Annotated in this window: 23 protein-coding genes; 7 read left to right on the top strand and 16 right to left on the bottom strand. The window is 61.0% G+C overall.

The genetic code is table 11. The features are described from left to right. Positions 1-29 precede the first annotated feature (29 nt). The 6 genes from ACZK0Z_RS08850 to ACZK0Z_RS08825 all read right to left on the bottom strand — a co-directional run bounded on the left by ACZK0Z_RS08850 (position 30) and on the right by ACZK0Z_RS08825 (position 3,296). Positions 30-527, bottom strand: coding sequence for a hypothetical protein (locus ACZK0Z_RS08850; protein WP_049400425.1), 498 nt, complete (start codon positions 525-527; stop codon positions 30-32). Next, on the bottom strand, positions 524-799 hold the full coding sequence (locus ACZK0Z_RS08845) for a hypothetical protein (RefSeq protein ID WP_141098915.1): 276 nt from the start codon (positions 797-799) through the stop codon (positions 524-526). Before ACZK0Z_RS08845 ends, ACZK0Z_RS08850 begins: the two co-directional genes overlap by 4 nt. A 37-nt stretch (positions 800-836) precedes the next feature. Further along, on the bottom strand, positions 837-1,241 hold the full coding sequence (locus ACZK0Z_RS08840; RefSeq protein WP_088475618.1) for a hypothetical protein: 405 nt from the start codon (positions 1,239-1,241) through the stop codon (positions 837-839). Positions 1,242-1,534: 293 nt separating this feature from the next. After that, a complete protein-coding gene (locus tag ACZK0Z_RS08835) occupies positions 1,535-2,017 on the bottom strand; it encodes a hypothetical protein (RefSeq protein ID WP_049400428.1) in 483 nt (160 codons plus the stop codon). Between the two features lie 59 nt (positions 2,018-2,076). Continuing rightward, positions 2,077-2,439 (bottom strand): hypothetical protein, encoded by a 363-nt coding sequence (locus tag ACZK0Z_RS08830; protein WP_046272117.1) that lies wholly within the window; start codon positions 2,437-2,439, stop codon positions 2,077-2,079. Further along, a complete protein-coding gene (locus tag ACZK0Z_RS08825; RefSeq protein ID WP_046272118.1) occupies positions 2,436-3,296 on the bottom strand; it encodes a hypothetical protein in 861 nt (286 codons plus the stop codon). The genes ACZK0Z_RS08830 and ACZK0Z_RS08825 overlap by 4 nt, the downstream gene beginning before the upstream one ends. A gap of 17 nt (positions 3,297-3,313) precedes the next feature. On the opposite strand from ACZK0Z_RS08825, the gene ACZK0Z_RS08820 reads away from it, so the two are divergent. Further along, positions 3,314-3,763, top strand: coding sequence for a helix-turn-helix domain-containing protein (locus ACZK0Z_RS08820; RefSeq protein WP_306803804.1), 450 nt, complete (start codon positions 3,314-3,316; stop codon positions 3,761-3,763). A gap of 46 nt (positions 3,764-3,809) precedes the next feature. Here ACZK0Z_RS08820 and ACZK0Z_RS08815 read toward each other — a convergent pair whose 3' ends face one another. Beyond that, the gene (locus ACZK0Z_RS08815; protein ID WP_046272120.1) at positions 3,810-4,307 is read right to left on the bottom strand and encodes a hypothetical protein; all 498 of its coding nucleotides are present in this window, start codon (positions 4,305-4,307) and stop codon (positions 3,810-3,812) included. 264 nt (positions 4,308-4,571) lie between these two features. Here ACZK0Z_RS08815 and ACZK0Z_RS08810 point away from each other — a divergent pair, with 264 nt between their 5' ends. Continuing rightward, positions 4,572-5,069 carry a hypothetical protein gene (locus ACZK0Z_RS08810; protein WP_141098879.1) on the top strand — a complete coding sequence of 166 codons (498 nt, stop codon included), beginning with the start codon at positions 4,572-4,574 and terminating at the stop codon, positions 5,067-5,069. Positions 5,070-5,231: 162 nt separating this feature from the next. Here ACZK0Z_RS08810 and ACZK0Z_RS08805 read toward each other — a convergent pair whose 3' ends face one another. From ACZK0Z_RS08805 to ACZK0Z_RS08790, 4 genes are all read right to left on the bottom strand, one after another. Next, complete coding sequence (locus ACZK0Z_RS08805) at positions 5,232-5,429, bottom strand: hypothetical protein (protein WP_046272122.1); 198 nt, start codon at positions 5,427-5,429, stop codon at positions 5,232-5,234. Further along, positions 5,426-5,605 (bottom strand): hypothetical protein, encoded by a 180-nt coding sequence (locus ACZK0Z_RS08800; RefSeq protein WP_046272123.1) that lies wholly within the window; start codon positions 5,603-5,605, stop codon positions 5,426-5,428. The genes ACZK0Z_RS08805 and ACZK0Z_RS08800 overlap by 4 nt, the downstream gene beginning before the upstream one ends. Next, on the bottom strand, positions 5,595-5,963 hold the full coding sequence (locus tag ACZK0Z_RS08795) for a hypothetical protein (protein WP_046272124.1): 369 nt from the start codon (positions 5,961-5,963) through the stop codon (positions 5,595-5,597). The genes ACZK0Z_RS08800 and ACZK0Z_RS08795 overlap by 11 nt, the downstream gene beginning before the upstream one ends. A gap of 222 nt (positions 5,964-6,185) precedes the next feature. Next, a complete protein-coding gene (locus ACZK0Z_RS08790; protein WP_153643641.1) occupies positions 6,186-6,353 on the bottom strand; it encodes a hypothetical protein in 168 nt (55 codons plus the stop codon). A 241-nt stretch (positions 6,354-6,594) separates the two neighbouring features. Here ACZK0Z_RS08790 and ACZK0Z_RS08785 point away from each other — a divergent pair, with 241 nt between their 5' ends. Beyond that, positions 6,595-8,040 carry an EAL domain-containing protein gene (locus ACZK0Z_RS08785; protein WP_478449658.1) on the top strand — a complete coding sequence of 482 codons (1,446 nt, stop codon included), beginning with the start codon at positions 6,595-6,597 and terminating at the stop codon, positions 8,038-8,040. Positions 8,041-8,518: 478 nt separating this feature from the next. On the opposite strand, the gene ACZK0Z_RS08780 is transcribed toward ACZK0Z_RS08785, so the two are convergent. The 3 genes from ACZK0Z_RS08780 to ACZK0Z_RS08770 form a co-directional block, all read right to left on the bottom strand. Continuing rightward, the gene (locus ACZK0Z_RS08780) at positions 8,519-8,725 is read right to left on the bottom strand and encodes a hypothetical protein (RefSeq protein WP_153643642.1); all 207 of its coding nucleotides are present in this window, start codon (positions 8,723-8,725) and stop codon (positions 8,519-8,521) included. Between the two features lie 564 nt (positions 8,726-9,289). After that, on the bottom strand, positions 9,290-9,904 hold the full coding sequence (locus ACZK0Z_RS08775) for a hypothetical protein (protein WP_032971128.1): 615 nt from the start codon (positions 9,902-9,904) through the stop codon (positions 9,290-9,292). 48 nt (positions 9,905-9,952) lie between these two features. Beyond that, positions 9,953-10,186 carry a hypothetical protein gene (locus ACZK0Z_RS08770; RefSeq protein WP_106468504.1) on the bottom strand — a complete coding sequence of 78 codons (234 nt, stop codon included), beginning with the start codon at positions 10,184-10,186 and terminating at the stop codon, positions 9,953-9,955. A 1,049-nt stretch (positions 10,187-11,235) separates the two neighbouring features. On the opposite strand from ACZK0Z_RS08770, the gene ACZK0Z_RS08765 reads away from it, so the two are divergent. Further along, positions 11,236-11,757, top strand: coding sequence for a response regulator (locus tag ACZK0Z_RS08765; protein ID WP_050559897.1), 522 nt, complete (start codon positions 11,236-11,238; stop codon positions 11,755-11,757). On the opposite strand, the gene ACZK0Z_RS08760 is transcribed toward ACZK0Z_RS08765, so the two are convergent. Together ACZK0Z_RS08760 and ACZK0Z_RS08755 are read right to left on the bottom strand one after the other, a co-directional pair. Beyond that, positions 11,721-12,149, bottom strand: a complete 429-nt coding sequence (locus ACZK0Z_RS08760) for a response regulator (protein ID WP_065427813.1) — start codon at positions 12,147-12,149, stop codon at positions 11,721-11,723. The two genes, ACZK0Z_RS08765 and ACZK0Z_RS08760, sit on opposite strands and share 37 nt — an antisense overlap. Before the next feature lie 15 nt (positions 12,150-12,164). Continuing rightward, on the bottom strand, positions 12,165-13,100 hold the full coding sequence (locus ACZK0Z_RS08755; protein WP_139338728.1) for a sensor histidine kinase: 936 nt from the start codon (positions 13,098-13,100) through the stop codon (positions 12,165-12,167). A gap of 119 nt (positions 13,101-13,219) precedes the next feature. On the opposite strand from ACZK0Z_RS08755, the gene ACZK0Z_RS08750 reads away from it, so the two are divergent. The 3 genes from ACZK0Z_RS08750 (at position 13,220) to ACZK0Z_RS08740 (ending at position 15,141) form a co-directional block, all read left to right on the top strand. Further along, positions 13,220-13,744 (top strand): EAL domain-containing protein, encoded by a 525-nt coding sequence (locus ACZK0Z_RS08750; protein WP_032971133.1) that lies wholly within the window; start codon positions 13,220-13,222, stop codon positions 13,742-13,744. A 569-nt stretch (positions 13,745-14,313) separates the two neighbouring features. Next, positions 14,314-14,790: a chemotaxis protein CheW gene (locus tag ACZK0Z_RS08745; RefSeq protein WP_046272126.1), complete on the top strand. Its 477-nt coding sequence runs from the start codon at positions 14,314-14,316 to the stop codon at positions 14,788-14,790. Between the two features lie 117 nt (positions 14,791-14,907). Further along, positions 14,908-15,141, top strand: coding sequence for a hypothetical protein (locus ACZK0Z_RS08740; protein WP_032971135.1), 234 nt, complete (start codon positions 14,908-14,910; stop codon positions 15,139-15,141). The last annotated feature ends 2 nt before the right edge of the window (positions 15,142-15,143 follow it).

The raw sequence follows: 15,143 nt of genomic DNA, 5'->3' as shown, positions 1-15,143 counted from the left end.
CCTGATTTTTGCTGGTGGGTGATCGGCGGTTACAGACGCACGCGCTGACGAGGAGCTTCCAGGACAGCCGCCGGAGCTTCGCTGTGCGCCTCTTGCCGTGGGTTCCAGACCTGCCCACCGATGACCATGCTCGGGCCGCCTGCAGCAGGAAGGACCTGCGAAAGCCTGGCTTGCTTCGCTGCGGCGTTGATCGCACGCACGGTGCCCTCTTCCATGCCTTTGGCTTCGTAGATCACCTGCCCCTCCAGGTGATCCCCCGCTTCATCCACAAGGGCGGCAAGGGTTCGACCGAACTTCGACTTTGGTCCTTGGTTGCGAGCATCGGCGTCCCAACGCTCGATCACTTCGAACGTCTTCTCATGACGATGGCCAGACTTGTTGAGTTCTTGGAGCACCGCTTCGGCGTCTTTCACGTTGAAGCGAATGGCGGAGAGCTTCACCGGGTGCGCGTAGCCACCGCCACTCGAAGCCGATTGCGTGATGGCGACCGCTTGGTTGCCGTCGCTGACGAGGTGATGAATTTTCATGTCGATTTCCTTGATGGTTCCCGGAAGGCGCGATTGCCTATCCACAAACTCAAGGTAGATCGCCCCATGATTTTGTCCACTGCTTGAGTGGACAAAACTTTGACTAAAAGCAAAAACTGCGGAACTAAGGCCGCAGTTATTCCTAACATCACTTCTCGCGCCGAAGGCGTCATCCGCGCTTCTTCCATCGCCGCTTTCCAGAAACCTGCGCGAAGCGACCGGCGGTTGGTTTTTTGCACAAAAAAGGCCCCTCGCGGGGCCTCAAAGGACATGAATTGTTCTTACGCGATCAGTTTTTGTCAGCACGCCTTACTCCGCGCACTCCACGCCGATCCATTCTTCATCGAACCATTCGTCCAGCGTCGCCAGGTCCTTGACCTTGCAATTGGTGCCGTAATCCGACCCTTCCATGTCGAACACCACCTCATAAAGGAGCTGCCCGTCCTCTTGGCGCTCCACGTTGACGGAGACGGTTTGGTCAGCCAACAGCTCGTCGTCTTCGCATCCCAGCTCTGCCGAATTGCGGTTCAGCAGGAAAGCCAGCAGCGCGTCTTCAACGGAAGGCTGGAACGCGGGATAGAGATAGCCCGCCGCGCCGGTCGAAAAGGTATACCCAGACAACTGGTCAAACAAAGTGCTGGCAGCGGCATGCGCAGCTTCGTGAGCTTCCTTGATGGTGATGGTGTCGTTTGTGATGAGCATCGCGTGGTTCATGGCGAGATCCTTGTTTGTCGGTTGGCACGATTGCCTTCCCATGTATCCAAGGTAGATCACCATAAAAATTTGTCCACGGTTTCGGTGGACAAAATCTTGACTAAAAGCAAAAACTGCGGAGCTAAGGCCGCAGTTATTCCTAACATCACTTCTCGCGCCGAAGGCGTCATCTGCTCTTTTCCCACCACCGCTTTTACAGAAGCCGGCGCGAAGCGACCGGCGGTGGCTCTGGGCTTTGTTCTTTGAAAAAAAAAAGGCCCCCTCGCGGGGGCCCCAAAGGACATGGACTGATCTTACAGGCTGGTGGAGCGCCAGAGCTTGCCTGCGATGCCACCCACGATCAGCGCCACGGGCATGAGCGCCGTCAGAGCCATCGGGGGCACGGAGGTGAAGAAGTTTCGCTCGCCCTCTTCCAGGCCCGGGTAGAGCAGGCCCACGGCAACGCTGACCAGCTGCAGGGCAACGACGAAGAGCAAGCCCACCAGGGCGCCCTTTCCAAAGCCACCTTTGCGCGGCGAAACCGGGAGCCCGCAGGCCCTTGCCGCGCGCACGCGGGCCGCGCGCCAGTTCAACACGTAGAGCAGGAGCAGCAAGAGCAGCACGGCTGCCCCACCAGCGGCCGCCAGGCCGGCCTCCCAGCCGTAGCCCATGTTCTCGCCGATCTCTTGGGCTCCGGCAAGAAACAGCAGGCCTGCACCACCGAGGATGACGGTGCCCGGTGCCAGCAAGCCCCACTGCATGTGACCGCCGGGGGTGTGGTGAGCGTTGTAAGACATGGGACCTCCTTGAAGTGGTGTTCCCTCAATGCATAGCGCGATTCCGCGCCTTGGCAAGGTCAGCCCTTCTTCTGGGCTCCGACCGGCACCCAGCCTGTGGGTTGCTTCTCAAAGATGAAGTCGTAAGCCGACGGCACGGGAACGGGATCGGGCTTCAACTGCTGCCCGCCCTGGAACCCGACCACGTCCAGCGTTCCACCGGTCACGCACGTGGCCCGCTGGGGACCACTGGAGGTGCAATCCGCGGTGAGGTCTTTCCAACCCCAAACCTCGATTCGTTGGCCCATTTCGCTGGAAAGGTTGGCGTTGGCATGCGCCTCGTAAGCGTGGGCGACTTGTTCGATGGTGGGCAAATCCGCCTTGCTGCTGCAGGCGGCCAAGCCTGCGGTGATCAGGGCGAGGGAAACGTGGGTTGCTTTCATGCCGGTGCTCCTTGCGTATGGGTTAAATCAACGTCGATGGTTTCGTCGCGGTATCCGAGCCGAACCCTCTCTATCGTCACGTCCATCTTCGGCACCGTGCCCTCCACCCAGACCCGGTTGACGGAGAACACCACCAGATCGTCTCGGTAGCTGCGACCTTGTCGCGCCAAGTTGGCGGCCTCTTGGGCGCCCACTCGGATGAGCAGGTGGAAGCGGCCGGCGTTGGGTGGGCTGGACACCCCCGTGGAGGTGCGGTGAACCCACGGCACAAAGCCCTTGCCGGTGACGCTTTGTCCCGCCGCGGACACCTGAGACATCGGGATGAATCCTTCCAGCACGCCACGGTCGGCCCGATAGGCGACATCGCCCAGGGCTTGGAACGTGGGACGAACGGCAAACCGTCGGATGGCCTTGAAGCGCTGCAGGCGCGCGTCGAAAGCCGGGCCATAACGGCGCTCGATGGCAGCCGGATCATCGCCTGAGATGCCGTTGGCGCCCTGGGCCTTCGTGTCCATCAGCCACCATTGCCTCAGGCACCATTGGCGCTTGTCGGCGTCGATGCGATAGGACGAATGGGCCATGGCGAGCAGCTGCATGTCGCAAGTGTCCACGCCGCCACCACCCACAGCCGTCACCCCGGCCCGCAGGTGCTGAGCCCCTTCCAAGACGTCCTGATCCAGGTCCCAGTAGGTCCCGGTCGGCTCGACGTAAGGGCTCCTTGCCCTATCACTGACCACCTTGGGCGTGCCTTGGATGGCTCGGCCGATCTGGCGAAGCAGATCCGATTCGGCCCGGGCCTGCTCAGCGGTGCACCAAAAGATTGCAACAGCCCCCGCTACGCACAGCATCTTCTTCATGCTCCTACCCCTGTCGGATGCACGTTCCTATTTGCCATTTTGGCAAATGCAAGCGATGCTTGGAAGCATCACACTGGCGGGCCGATCCATGCGTTCAGCTTCGACCGATGCCAGCCCCGCTTCCTGTGTCCACTACCTACGGCCGCCGCCTCCGTGAGGCTCGCCTGGCCCGAGGGCTGAGCCAGGCGGATCTCGGGGCGGTTTTGGGATTGGAAGACCAGAACTCTGCGGCACCGCGCATTTCTCGCTATGAGAGAGGGGAGCGCATGCCCGACGAAGCAACCATGGAACGCTTGGCCGAAGAACTGGGACTGCCAGTGGCCTATTTCCACGCCGCGTCCGACGTGCTGGCGGAAGTGATCTTGGTGGTCTCCCGGCTCCCACCCGAACGCCAGCGTGAATTGCTGGCGCGGGTGAGAACCTACGCGGAATCTTTAGAGCTTTCGGAACGGGAAACCAAGTCGTAGTCCTGTCCCCGCCAGGGGTCGATCAGGGCTGTTGGACGACTGCCCTTTACTTCTTACCGTAGATTTCCCAGAGTTCCTCGCCGACCTTCAGAGTGCCCTTTGCCCAATCTGGCAACAGGTCACCCAAAGCCTCACGGAAGCTTCCAGAAATTGAGTGCGTGGCGTCGCCCGCTCGCTTCCCTGGCCCAATCCACCGGCGAATCCATTCTTTCCTGCGGTTAGTCTCGCTAGGCGGAGAGGAGCCAACAGCTCTGAGAGCATGGCGCTGCAACGCGATAACAGCGTCTACCTCTGCATAAAGCGCCCTAGCGAGCTCTGGAGCATCTCGTCTGCCCTCCAGTGCAGTCACCATGGCGCGAATGAAGTTATCGGAAAGAAGTGCAATCTCGGTTGCCTCCACCCACACGTGCCCATAGCGCTGAACGTCGTCCGACCTAAGGTTCAGCCCAAGCCGCGACAACTGCACCCCGTTTCGAAAAAGTTCCTCAAGCTTTTCCTCCCAGCTCATTTCCTCAAGCGGTGTTGTGCTTGCTTCTTCGCTCATGACCGTCCTTTCCTTGGGTGGTGGATCGTTATACCAATCGGCCGGAGGCACGGGTAGCTTGAGCATCCCATCGCGTTAGGGCCGCTGCTTAAAGCGGAAGCCACGTCTCCACGCCGCAGCTAGCTCTCATGGCGGCGCTGAAGCGGCGAATTCTGCGACGTCCTTGGGTGTCAACGGCCAACAGCGCAATAATCGGTCCTATTGACACCGATTTTTACAAACCTCAAAATCGGTCCCGTTAAGACCATTTTCCGAGATGAGGCCATGCAGACAACAGTCACCACGTCGCGCGCAGCGGCAATCATAGGCATTGGATATGAGGGACTTCGGAGCTACCTAAAGCGAGGACTGCTGGGTAAAAGTGGACTGATGCCCCCATTGGTTTCGAAGGATTCGCCTGCCCCAGACCAGAGTGCGGTTCGCGCCTCTTGGAAGCGCTTTGGATTCACAGACCTCTGCCTCATGCGTTTGGCAAAACAGCTGGTGGACATGGGACTGAGCTTTGATCAGGCCAACTCCATCGTTTCGAACGAAGAAATGCGTGCGCTTTTCAGCGAAGGCAGTGCCACCACAGACGCCGTGGTCATGTGCTGGCCACCTTTTCAGGAATACATGGTCTTCGTGGGTGAGGAACGACGATACCTAGCCGATCACTTGGCACAGGCAAACGGAACTGCTCTTGTGATCGAACTGAAGGCTATTGCCCAGACCGTCACGTCGAAGCTCAAGGAAATCCGGAATGAGGGGGTTTCGGCTCTTTAAGGCGTATGGCCTGCGCTCTCCACCTGTTGTCCGTCAACGATTGTGACAGCAGCACGCGAACGAGTTCGCTGACGTGCATTCCCTCCCGGTCAGCCACCTGCTCCAACAGGTCTTTCAGCTCCTGTGGCACGCGAACGGCCATCTGCACGTAAGGTGGCCGGCTCACGTGGACAGCCTCGCCAGGGTGAGCACCCACGCCAGCACTAGCCCAGCCAGGATTTGGGCACGCAAGCGGTAACGCACACGAAGCGCCCCGCTGGCGTGCCGTGCATTGACCCAGAAGATGCCAGCCAGGCCCAACACGGTGGCCAGGAACGCTGCAGCCAGGACGGCGGCCAACACCGCGCCCACGGTGGTCATGCCAGCGCCCCTGCCATGGTGGCCAGGACGAACCACTGTCCAGCGATGAGGCCGTAGCCGATGAGCAATCCCTCCAAGCCCGCCCAGCGTTGGCCGGGGGTGCGCAGCAGCGCCGCGCTGTCGTTGAGCAAGGACCACCCGGAGAGGATGGACAGCCACTCAAAATCAATGGTCATAGCGGTCATAGATCGAGCCCTCCCCTCCAGCGGAATTGATGGTGGAGGGCAACATGACCTCCTCGTTTTTCACGCGTCCGAACACGCTGGCAAACACGTCCATCAGCGAGGTGCTTTGGGCCGCGTCCCGTTCGGCCTGGCGCGCATACTCGTCCAACCCAGACGGGACAACCTGGCGTGCGCCGTTGACGGCGCCGCGCAACCCGCTGGCGTTGGGCATGCTCGCCCCAAAGGTGCGGTTCCACGTGTCGGAAAACCGGTCCAAGCCGTCCATGCCCATAAACAGCAATCGCGCCAGCACCAGGACAACCACGGCGTTGACGACAAGCCGCGTCGTCAGTCTGAATCCAATGAACATCTTCCCCCCTTTCGTTTCGTTGGTCGGTGTCAGACGCACGCATCGCGAACGCCATACGTTTGGGATACACCGGCACGCGAAACCCACAAGGGGGTTATTTTGACTAAAGCTAAAAATTGGGAGAAAAGCCCAATCACGCTGCAGGCGCGGCTGCACTTGCCCGTCAGCCGGCGCTCGACTGGGGCATTGCGTTGAACGGTCCGAGTGACCAAATTGGCAGGGCTAAATCGGGCCCAAGTCTTTGACCACCGCCTGGCCAGGCTTCAAAAAGCCCAATAGCAACCGTCCGCCGGCGACGGTCCGCCCCATGCTGGCGTTGAGGTATCGAGCCTGGAGCTGCGCTGCCACCAGCAGGTCCTGGGTGGCCATGCTGGCGATCGCCGGGCTCACGGCCTGCTGCTGTACAGTTCAGACGCAGATGCATGGTTGTTCGATCAAGGCTTGCAAGCCAGTGGAGCTGGGGCTGAAGTTCATGGAAAGCTTGCCGATAAACCTGTAACAAGGTAAATGAGGCGAGAAGCCAAGCGAAGCGATGGCGCGTTTCAGATCGGGGGTTGCTTTGAGCGTTCGAGAAAATCGGCTTCGCTACGTCTTGACCGTAATAGGAGCCACGGCGGCGTGCGTCTTGGCGATGCTCGCGGTCGCCCAAGCCATCCTCTACGTGCGTGACAAGGAAGGGGCGGAGGCAGTGGCGGAAGCCGCGGTGACGCGCTCGGAGGCTTTATCCCTTGCAAGGCGCGTCGCGGCCGAACAAGCCTCTCGCATTGGACAGCCGCCTTGCTCCGCCACCGACATTGACTCACTGAAAGAGATCGCGTTCCGCTCCAGCTACATGAACGACATCGGTCGCATCCGAGACGGACGCCTTGTCTGCAGCGCTCTCTGGGGGCGCTCGCGCCCCTACACCCTCCCCGCCCCACGCTTCTCCAGCGGCGCTGTCCGGCTTTGGCACGCATCGGATCTCGTTGGCTCCCCCTACACCGGGTCCAATCTGATCGCCCAAGGCGACACATTCACCGTGTCCTCCCCGTCTGCCTTCGAGAGCTTGGACCCTGCGCGCAGCAGCTCCATCAGCATCGAAACGAAGGACCGATCGTTTACATTCCGCACCTTGTCCCCGACCAGCCGCGTCGGCACCCCGTCTCTCGTCCAAGCTCAACATTGCAGCCGGGTGGCCGACGTTTGCGCGTTCGTTACCAGCCCTACGCACGTGGTGTCCGAACTGCCCTCGGCGTTGCTCACCACCATCCTGTCAGCGGGTGCCTCGGTAGGGCTTTTGCTCGCGTTCTTGCTGATCAAACACCAAATCACGGCTCGGCAAACCATCCAGCAACGGTTGGTGCTTGCACTGAAGCGCAGCGAGATCGAACTGGCCTACCAGCCACTGCGTCGAATTGGCACGCGGGAGCTCGTGGGATTTGAAGCGCTCAGCCGCTGGCGCCCGCCGGGAGACGATGAAATCCCGCCGGCCATCTTCGTGCCCATCGCCCACCGATTCGGCCTGAGTCCTGATCTTTTTCGATACGTGCTGGCCCGTGCCATGAATGATCTCGCCCCCGCGCTGAGGGAGCATAGGAACCTCTACGTAAGCATCAATGCCGAGCCCGTGGACATGGCCCAAGAGTGCGTCGTTCGCTACATCGGCAGCGTCACCAACGATTTTGGCGTGTTGCCAGAGCAAATTCGCATCGAGATCACCGAGCGGGAAGAACTCGTGTCCGCTGCCGCAAAGAGCAACATGCAGGCCCTCTCAGTTCTGGGATACCGGTTCTTGATCGACGACTTCGGGACCGGCAGCGCCAACTTCTCCCGCCTCGCCCAATCGCCGTTTCGAGGAATCAAGATCGATCGCATGTTCGTGGCCGCTATCAACGAGGACTCCCCCCTGCGGCCCGTTTTGCCAGGGATGTATCGCATCGCACGTGAGCTTGGGCTGGATGTCATCGCAGAAGGCGTCGAATCAGAGGCGCAAGATTTGCTGCTCTACCGGATTGCTCCAGAGGCTATTGGCCAAGGGTGGCACTATGGCTGCCCTCTCTCAACCAAAGACGCGCTTGCCGCCATCCAAGTTGGGTAGCCCTCGCGCACGGGTCGACCCGAGCGCGTTCACTGGCGCTTGACGTTCGCCCTAGCAAGATGTCCGTGCGTCCGATGGACGCGACAATCGTGAAAATCTCCGCTATGGCGCTGACCCCAGTTGGCGCCGCCGAACCCAACGGGGTGACTCCCCCTCCCCTAGGTGACGCCCCGGCAGTTCAGGGCATCGTCGTGATCGGCCCCCCTAGCAGGCGGCCTCTTTAGGGCAACGCGCGACACACACCCTCAGCAGTGGTCCGCAACCGACTGGCCGCCGGTCTGGCCTTTTGCTGGTTAACGAACTGGCTCAGCGCTTTCCAACAGCGCCGCTCGGTTACTTCCCTGTGCCTAAGGCTGTCGCCGTGCAGCCCGCCTCTTTATCATGCTCCTGCGACGGCAATAGAGGGATCGGACAGCGGTATCTGGCGTGCGGACTGCGCGGACGACCCCGTAGATGAATTCTTCAGAATCCAATTGTCTCATCTGGTTCCGGTGGGGTTGTCGCGGTGCATCATATGCATTCCGCTCTGTTCAGCTTTTTGTTCATCTTCATGCCCAACATTGGACGTTTCTTCATCGATCAGGTTGAGGGTGTGCGGCGGGCCGACGGCTCGCTCTTGCAGGTCACGCGGATCAGTTGCGCTTGTCTGGAATGCGGCCGCCAACTGCGATTGGTTCCAGGGCATGGCCTGCTGGACTTGGACGGCGCCGCCGTGCTCACTTGCCCGCTCTGTGACAACCGCTAGGCGGTGGCACGCGCGAGGTTGGAAAAGCTTTGCCCCCAACCTAACCACCCGCGCATGGCGAGTCTTGATTGAAGAGTGGACCGCTGTGTGCTGGCCCGAAAGGGCCGATTGACGGTGCAGTCAAGCGGAACGCTCACCGGTTTCCAACGCTTGAGCTTGGGGCCACCCTGCTGCCAGACCGCGATTCGGTGGCCAGCCAATGGAGGAGGGGTATGCACAAGGCTGAGACGGAGGCGTTGGTCAAGTTGGAGCTCCGCCTGAGCGAGTGCGAGAGGCGCCTGCCCAACGCTGAGGGCGAAACCAATGCCTTGGAGTATGCGGTCAGGGCTTTGGTGGCCAGTTCTGCCAATCCCACCGCGGTGCGCCTTGCATGGGCCCACCTGATGCCCATGATCGTCGACATCCATGTGCCTCCCCAGCCAACGCTCCAATGCGGACTTTCTGCTTGGCTTGCGTCATGGACTGAGGTCCGTGGCCGAGCAAATCGACGCTTTGCCCTGCCCCCTAGAGACCTCCCAGATCGAGAACGGTTGCTTGGCCCTTTGAGAGAATTGCTGCCAACAGACGACCGCCCGCTAATGGCCGCTCGCTGTCGCCGTTGAGGTAAGCGGCTTGCAAGCGTCCTGCTGCCATCAACTCCGCCCGTCCCATGCCTGCTGGCTGATTCCGCAAGGGCTCTCCTGGCGACGCCAAGCCTCCCACCAGCGCTTGGACCACGGCGGGACGGCCATCTTCGGACTTTGCATAAGCGGTGGCAACCATGCGCTGGGCGTGCGCCGACCAGCCGCCCAAAACCAACTCGGTGTGCATAGCGCTGATGGGTATGCCAGCGGCTGCCGCCGCGCTCACGTAGTTTGGCCAGAGGCGATCAATCACGCCGCCAAGCTCGCCGGACAGCCGCTCTATCGTGAAGTCTGCTCGAAAACTGGCTTGGAGACAGAGCTCGTAGATTCTTAGGAAGAACTGGGCCGACCCACGCGTGGCCAAGACGGCGTTGTGCTGAGGCAGCAGAAGCAACTTGGCGCCCTCTGAGTGCGCCCCGGTTTGAGCATCTTGCGCAAGGGTATCGACGGTCACAGCCAAGTGATCGGCACTCAGCAACACGTTCAAAATGCTCATCTGCCGTCCTTGGGATCCATTCCGTCGATTGAACCTTCCAACGCCAATTCAGCCATAGGGGTTGTTGAGAATCTCAGACGCAATCCGCTCTCCCGCGTCCAACGCATGGAGGCACGACGACGCTTTGATGCTCAAATCCGAGCGCCCTCCCACGCCGTGGACCTCGACAGCGAGAAGAACCCAACGGCTTTCACTGAGCCGCCAGATCTCGGAGGTGTAAACGTGCTCTCCCACCGACAAGGTGACCCGTTCTAAATCTTTGCCCGGCTTGGAAGTACCCATGGCCCTCGAACCCTGACTGTTCAAAAGCAGTGTGCACGCGAACGCCGCTGGCCTCAACTGATCGCCTTCCTGCGACGCGGGGAGTCACACTCAAGCGAAATGCCCCCCGATGGATCAGACCCAGTCCTCATTGGATGCCGGCGATGTGACCGTGACCTGCCCAACCTGGGGTGGCCGTCATGGCGTTGAAAGGGCGGGACATAGTGAGGGGGCCGCGCCCACCGCGTTCGGGGCATCTCCGGCCGACTCCACCGCTGAAATGGGCCCGATCTGCAGCAGAGCCAAGGCCGCCAAGCACGCCTGCCGACTGGCGAACGTCTCCCGGGGAGCCATCAAAACATGCCCGCGTGGCGCCACCAGCCGCCAGCGCCAACCTTCCGCCCCGGTGATCCCGGCCCAAAATCCCACCCGGTGGTATACCTCAACGTACATAGCTGCCTTGCGTGATCAATCTGCGATGCTAGCGCGATCGAACCGAGCTCGGCCTATCTTCCGGCCGGGCGTTTAACTCGTCTTTTGAACAACGCGCTCAGGCGTGCGTCGCTAGAGCCTGCTCCGGCCCCGGGACGCCCCGGCTCACAGGCTCATCCAGCAGGTTTGAGCCCCCAGGACGTCCGGGAAGAGACCGCAACAATTGACTCACCCTGTGGACGCTTCCTCCCCTACCCCCCTCCGCACCCAGCACGTAGAGAACCCGCCCCTCAAACTGGGCGGATACCAGCTCAAGCCCCTCCACGTCTGCCAACTTCTTCGTCAGAAGAGCTCGCCACGACGCGGGCGGTTCGGATTCAAATTCGACGATCACCGCGGTATCACCGCACTCCAGCGGCATGATTTCGACGCGAAGGGCGTGGGGCGACGCTGCCGGCAAATCGGGGGCGGATCGGGCCATAGTGGGAGTGTCCAGGCGGGAGGGGTGGGGATTGAGTATCCAGCCCTCGCGGCAAAACCGCGTCAAGGCGCGACGGCGCCCTCGCCTTCCCGTGATTGCCGTCATCACAGGGATGCACCAGCGCTTTACTCCCAGTCCTGCATGATTCCTCGAATTTTTGATCAACCAGGTTTGCTATGACTGCCTCTCGTACCCTCGCATCCTTCTTGTAGAGCACGACGTCGCCATCCGCGAATCGATGCAGGACGTTCTCAAAGACAGCGGCTATGACATCACTGCGGTCGGAGACGCTGAAGCGGCTGTGGAGCGCTTGGCGCAGCAACCCGCCTTCGATCTCCTCATCTCCGACGTGGGCCTGCCGGGGATGAACGGGCACGATCTCGCCAAGCACGCCATGGCACGCCACCCTTCCGTGACGGTCCTGCTGGTCACCGGTCACGGGGGCGTTCCCGGCGCAGACCCACACTTCCTCGAAAACGACGTTATGCTGCTCAAGGAGCTTTCACGCTGCTGGAGTTGCTGGGAACGGTTCGTTCGACGCTTTGACGGCTTCCAGCAACAACTCGGTCACTCTTCTTTCCAACTCCCCCGCGGCGAACGGCTTGGTGAGTATCTCCATGCCAGACTCAAGCTGGCCGGCTCCTACCGCGACGCTTGCTGCATAGCCGGTGATGAATAACACCGGCGTGTCGGACGGCGCTGCCGGCCCGCGTCCGCCACCTGCCGCCCATTGAGCGAGCCCGTCAGGCCCACGTCCGTAATCAGCAAATCAAAGTGCTTTTCGCTGGCATGCACAGTGAGGGCGTCGCTGCCGTTTGCAGCCGCCTTCACGCGGTGGCCCAAACTGCTCAGCACCTCTTTCACCAGCGTGCGCATGGCGGTCTCGTCTTCTACCAGAAGGACCGAGCGACCAGGCGACGTGGCTGGGGGAAGCGCGGGCGTTTCCTGGATTCGGTCATCGGTATCAGCCGTGCTTTGCGGCAAATAAAGGTGCATCGTGGTTCCCACCCCAGGGATGGAGTCAACCGCCACCTGACCGCCGGATTGGCGCGTGAATACGTAGATCGGCAAGCCCCACCCCGTGCCCTACCCGATCGGCTTGGTCGTGAAGAAGGGCTCGAACACCTTTTCAACAACGCTCGCGTCCATGCCGGTTCCCGTGTCTCGGACCGACAAGCGAACATAGGGTCCAGGCGTCAGCACCAAACGCTCCGCCAGTCCGCCATCGACGTGTGAGAGCTCGGCCTCAATCGAGATGCGCCCTCCATCCGGCGTCGCATCGCGCTCGTTGATGCAAAGGTTGAGAAGGGCGTTTTCCAGCTGCGGAGCATCCACCCGCACGACGTCCTCCACTTGATCCGACCGCGTCTCGATCTCAATGGAGGGCCCGATGGAGCGGGCCAGGATGTGGAGCGTCCTGTTCACCATGGCCGACACGTGGATGGCCGACGGTGCCAACGTCTGCCGGCGAAAGAACGCCAACAGTCGTTGGGTTAACGCTGCAGCTCGGTCGGCCCCCGTTCGAGCCATCTCCACGTAGCGACCCAGGTCCTCCAAACGGCCTTGGCCAACGCGCATCTCCAACAGCTCCAAGCCCATGGAGACCCCGGTGAGCATGTTGTTGAAGTCGTGGGCAATGCCGCTGGCCAGTTGGCCGGGGGACTCCATCTTCTGGCCCTGTCTCAGCCGTTCCTCCATCGCCATCAGTTCGTCAGTGCCGGCCTGCACCCGCTCTTCAAGCGTTGCGGTCAACTGCTGCAAACGCTCTTGAGCCACGCGGCGATCGGTGATGCCGGAGGCTGCACCGAACCACTCGCTCACGTTGCCTTCGCTGTCCATCAACGGGACTGCCCGCAACTGTATCCAGCGGACGGAGCCGTCTGGCAACAAGGCGCGGTGTTCTACCTCCAACGGCGACGCCAACTCCGCGGCATGAGCAATGGCCAATTCCACCGCGGGCCTGTCCTCGGGGTGGATCAGCTGTTGACGCCAGTTGCCCCCAGTGGCCTTGAGCTCGGCCATGTCCCCTTGGCGATAAATCTGCTCCTGCTGCCAATCGGGGGAGATTGAGTAACGCGACTGGGTGGCCGCGGCCACAAATGCCCCCAGGGGCCGCTCGCTTGCGCCTAGGATTGGCACAATTGGCGCAATGGAAGCGTGCTGGCCTTGCGTTGAGCCTTTCCATCAACCTCTCCGCTCGGAATGTCGCGCGGCAAGGAATGGCCGATGAACTCGTGGCCAAAATCCACGCGCAGGGGTTGGATTGCCAGGACGTGGAGGTCGAGATCACCGAGGGAGAATGGCTGCGGGTCAACTCGCTGCCGGGCGAGCAACTCAAGCGGATGGCCTCGTCAGGCATTCGGCTCGGGGTGGATGACTTCGGCAGCGGCTACAGCAATTTCGGGTACCTGACCGAGTTGCCCATTCACACGCTCAAGCTCGACAAGTCGCTGATAGACGATATTTCCGAAGACCAACGCGCATTGCTCAAGGTCCAAGCGATCGTCGGTCTGGCCCATGATCTGGGCTACTCGACCGTCGCTGAAGGAGCCGAGACGAACGGTCAGGTCGCCAAGCTCCAAGGCCTTGGGTGTGACGAAATTCAAGGTTTCGCGCTTTCCAGACCCATCAGCGCCATTGAGTTGGCCGAGCTCCTTGCGCCCTGACCCGAGGGAGTTTGATACTCGGTCTTCCAGCCGACGAACCGTCCCGGATGGAAGCACGCGGAAGGATCCTGCAGCGTGCGTATCGCTTTCAGGAAGTCTGCGAGATCGCTGAGGCCGCTGACTGCCTCTGGCCTATTTCAGGACCCTACCCGTGGCTAATACCGGCTTTTATTTTGCTTCGCTTTGTCAATGGAGAACTGACCTCCGACGGCGCTCTGGCGCGTCTGCATGCTGTTGAGGCCACTTGTAGCAGCTGTGGTCTCACCTCGCTGCTAGCACCGGGCGAGGGCCTGACGGACTTGGAAGGCGCCGGTGTGATGGTGTGCCCACACTGCCAGAACCACCAAGCGGTGAGCCGGATGAGGTTGGAAGAGTTCATGAAGCGAATGGCCGGCACGAACGCTACAGCCACCGCTAACCCATCGTCTTCGGACGACGGGCAGGTCTTGTCAGAGTGAGGCCCTTGGCCTGCCAATCTGAACGCCTCGGATTTCTTAGGGCATGAATTGCCACGGTGGACACATTAAGGGCATGATGCGATCGCCCTTTGGTCTTTGCCCACAGAAACCATGACCGTTCCCCTGCCTTATGATCCATTTCTGCAGGCCTCATCAGAGCCATTGCTGGAGCTGGTGATTGTGCGTGTGGGCTGCGATTTGTTCGGTGTGGATGTCGAGTCGGCCGTGGAAATACGCGGACCAGAGACGCTGACCCGAACCCGGGACCGCCAGTTTGTAGTCTCGATCAGAGGGCAAGACGTCCCTGTGGTTGATCTGGGCTTGATCACCGGAGGCGATGCAGTCGGGACGGGTTGTCCAGCAATGCTGTTGGTTCAATCCGCGGTTCAGCTGTTCGCCCTTGCAGTGGACGAAGTCTTGGTCATCGAGAGCCTGTCTGCCTGGCGTGCCGAGCCTGCCGCTCACAGCGACCGATTCGCTGAGCTCTGCCCGCAGGGCGTGCAGCTGGGAAACGGCAAACGCGTCGCCGTCATTGACCCTGGTCGTGCCCTATCCATTCAGCAACGGCTGGAGATCGATTCAGGTTGATTGCCCAATGCTGCACGGTGCTGCCGCTTTCAGTTGCAACCGATTCGCGCGCGTTCCAAGTTCCACGCTTTGCGGTAATCTCTGGCTGACACCGCGATTCCGTGCATGAGGCGCTCGATGGAGAAATTCGACGGAGCAACGTGGTTCCCACTGGACAGGTTTGAAGTCGGCATTGACGCCGAAACAGCAGTGGTTGCACTCGGGCTTTACCAAGTTCGCAACGCGGCCGGTGACTCGACCATGTGCGGCTCGACGATGACTCCGACGCAAGCGGAGCGAACTGGCAATGCCCTTTTGATCGCCGCCAACCGTGCTCGCCTGACGATCCCGGGCTCAAGCAGCAGCCACTGATC

It is taken from the genome of Stenotrophomonas sp. 116085_Sma (genome assembly GCF_056479585.1).
Note: the sequence above shows the minus strand (reverse complement) of the source record. Positions and strands in the feature narration are given on the sequence as shown.

Excerpts from the sequence above, each read along its gene's own strand:
- ACZK0Z_RS08805 (WP_046272122.1), bottom strand. The coding sequence starts at position 5,429 with ATGACCACCGTGGGCGCGGTGTTGGCCGCCGTCCTGGCTGCAGCGTTC.
- ACZK0Z_RS08830 (WP_046272117.1), bottom strand. The coding sequence starts at position 2,439 with ATGAAAGCAACCCACGTTTCCCTCGCCCTGATCACCGCAGGCTTGGCC.
- ACZK0Z_RS08785 (WP_478449658.1), top strand. The coding sequence starts at position 6,595 with ATGCTCGCGGTCGCCCAAGCCATCCTCTACGTGCGTGACAAGGAAGGG.
- ACZK0Z_RS08795 (WP_046272124.1), bottom strand. The coding sequence starts at position 5,963 with ATGTTCATTGGATTCAGACTGACGACGCGGCTTGTCGTCAACGCCGTG.
- ACZK0Z_RS08845 (WP_141098915.1), bottom strand. The coding sequence starts at position 799 with ATGTCCTTTGAGGCCCCGCGAGGGGCCTTTTTTGTGCAAAAAACCAAC.
- ACZK0Z_RS08835 (WP_049400428.1), bottom strand. The coding sequence starts at position 2,017 with ATGTCTTACAACGCTCACCACACCCCCGGCGGTCACATGCAGTGGGGC.
- ACZK0Z_RS08825 (WP_046272118.1), bottom strand. The coding sequence starts at position 3,296 with ATGAAGAAGATGCTGTGCGTAGCGGGGGCTGTTGCAATCTTTTGGTGC.
- ACZK0Z_RS08800 (WP_046272123.1), bottom strand. The coding sequence starts at position 5,605 with ATGACCATTGATTTTGAGTGGCTGTCCATCCTCTCCGGGTGGTCCTTG.
- ACZK0Z_RS08850 (WP_049400425.1), bottom strand. The coding sequence starts at position 527 with ATGAAAATTCATCACCTCGTCAGCGACGGCAACCAAGCGGTCGCCATC.
- ACZK0Z_RS08775 (WP_032971128.1), bottom strand. The coding sequence starts at position 9,904 with ATGAGCATTTTGAACGTGTTGCTGAGTGCCGATCACTTGGCTGTGACC.
- ACZK0Z_RS08740 (WP_032971135.1), top strand. The coding sequence starts at position 14,908 with ATGGAGAAATTCGACGGAGCAACGTGGTTCCCACTGGACAGGTTTGAA.
- ACZK0Z_RS08755 (WP_139338728.1), bottom strand. The coding sequence starts at position 13,100 with ATGGCCGAGCTCAAGGCCACTGGGGGCAACTGGCGTCAACAGCTGATC.
- ACZK0Z_RS08820 (WP_306803804.1), top strand. The coding sequence starts at position 3,314 with ATGCACGTTCCTATTTGCCATTTTGGCAAATGCAAGCGATGCTTGGAA.
- ACZK0Z_RS08780 (WP_153643642.1), bottom strand. The coding sequence starts at position 8,725 with ATGCCCTGGAACCAATCGCAGTTGGCGGCCGCATTCCAGACAAGCGCA.
- ACZK0Z_RS08810 (WP_141098879.1), top strand. The coding sequence starts at position 4,572 with ATGCAGACAACAGTCACCACGTCGCGCGCAGCGGCAATCATAGGCATT.
- ACZK0Z_RS08770 (WP_106468504.1), bottom strand. The coding sequence starts at position 10,186 with ATGGGTACTTCCAAGCCGGGCAAAGATTTAGAACGGGTCACCTTGTCG.
- ACZK0Z_RS08745 (WP_046272126.1), top strand. The coding sequence starts at position 14,314 with ATGACCGTTCCCCTGCCTTATGATCCATTTCTGCAGGCCTCATCAGAG.
- ACZK0Z_RS08815 (WP_046272120.1), bottom strand. The coding sequence starts at position 4,307 with ATGAGCGAAGAAGCAAGCACAACACCGCTTGAGGAAATGAGCTGGGAG.
- ACZK0Z_RS08840 (WP_088475618.1), bottom strand. The coding sequence starts at position 1,241 with ATGAACCACGCGATGCTCATCACAAACGACACCATCACCATCAAGGAA.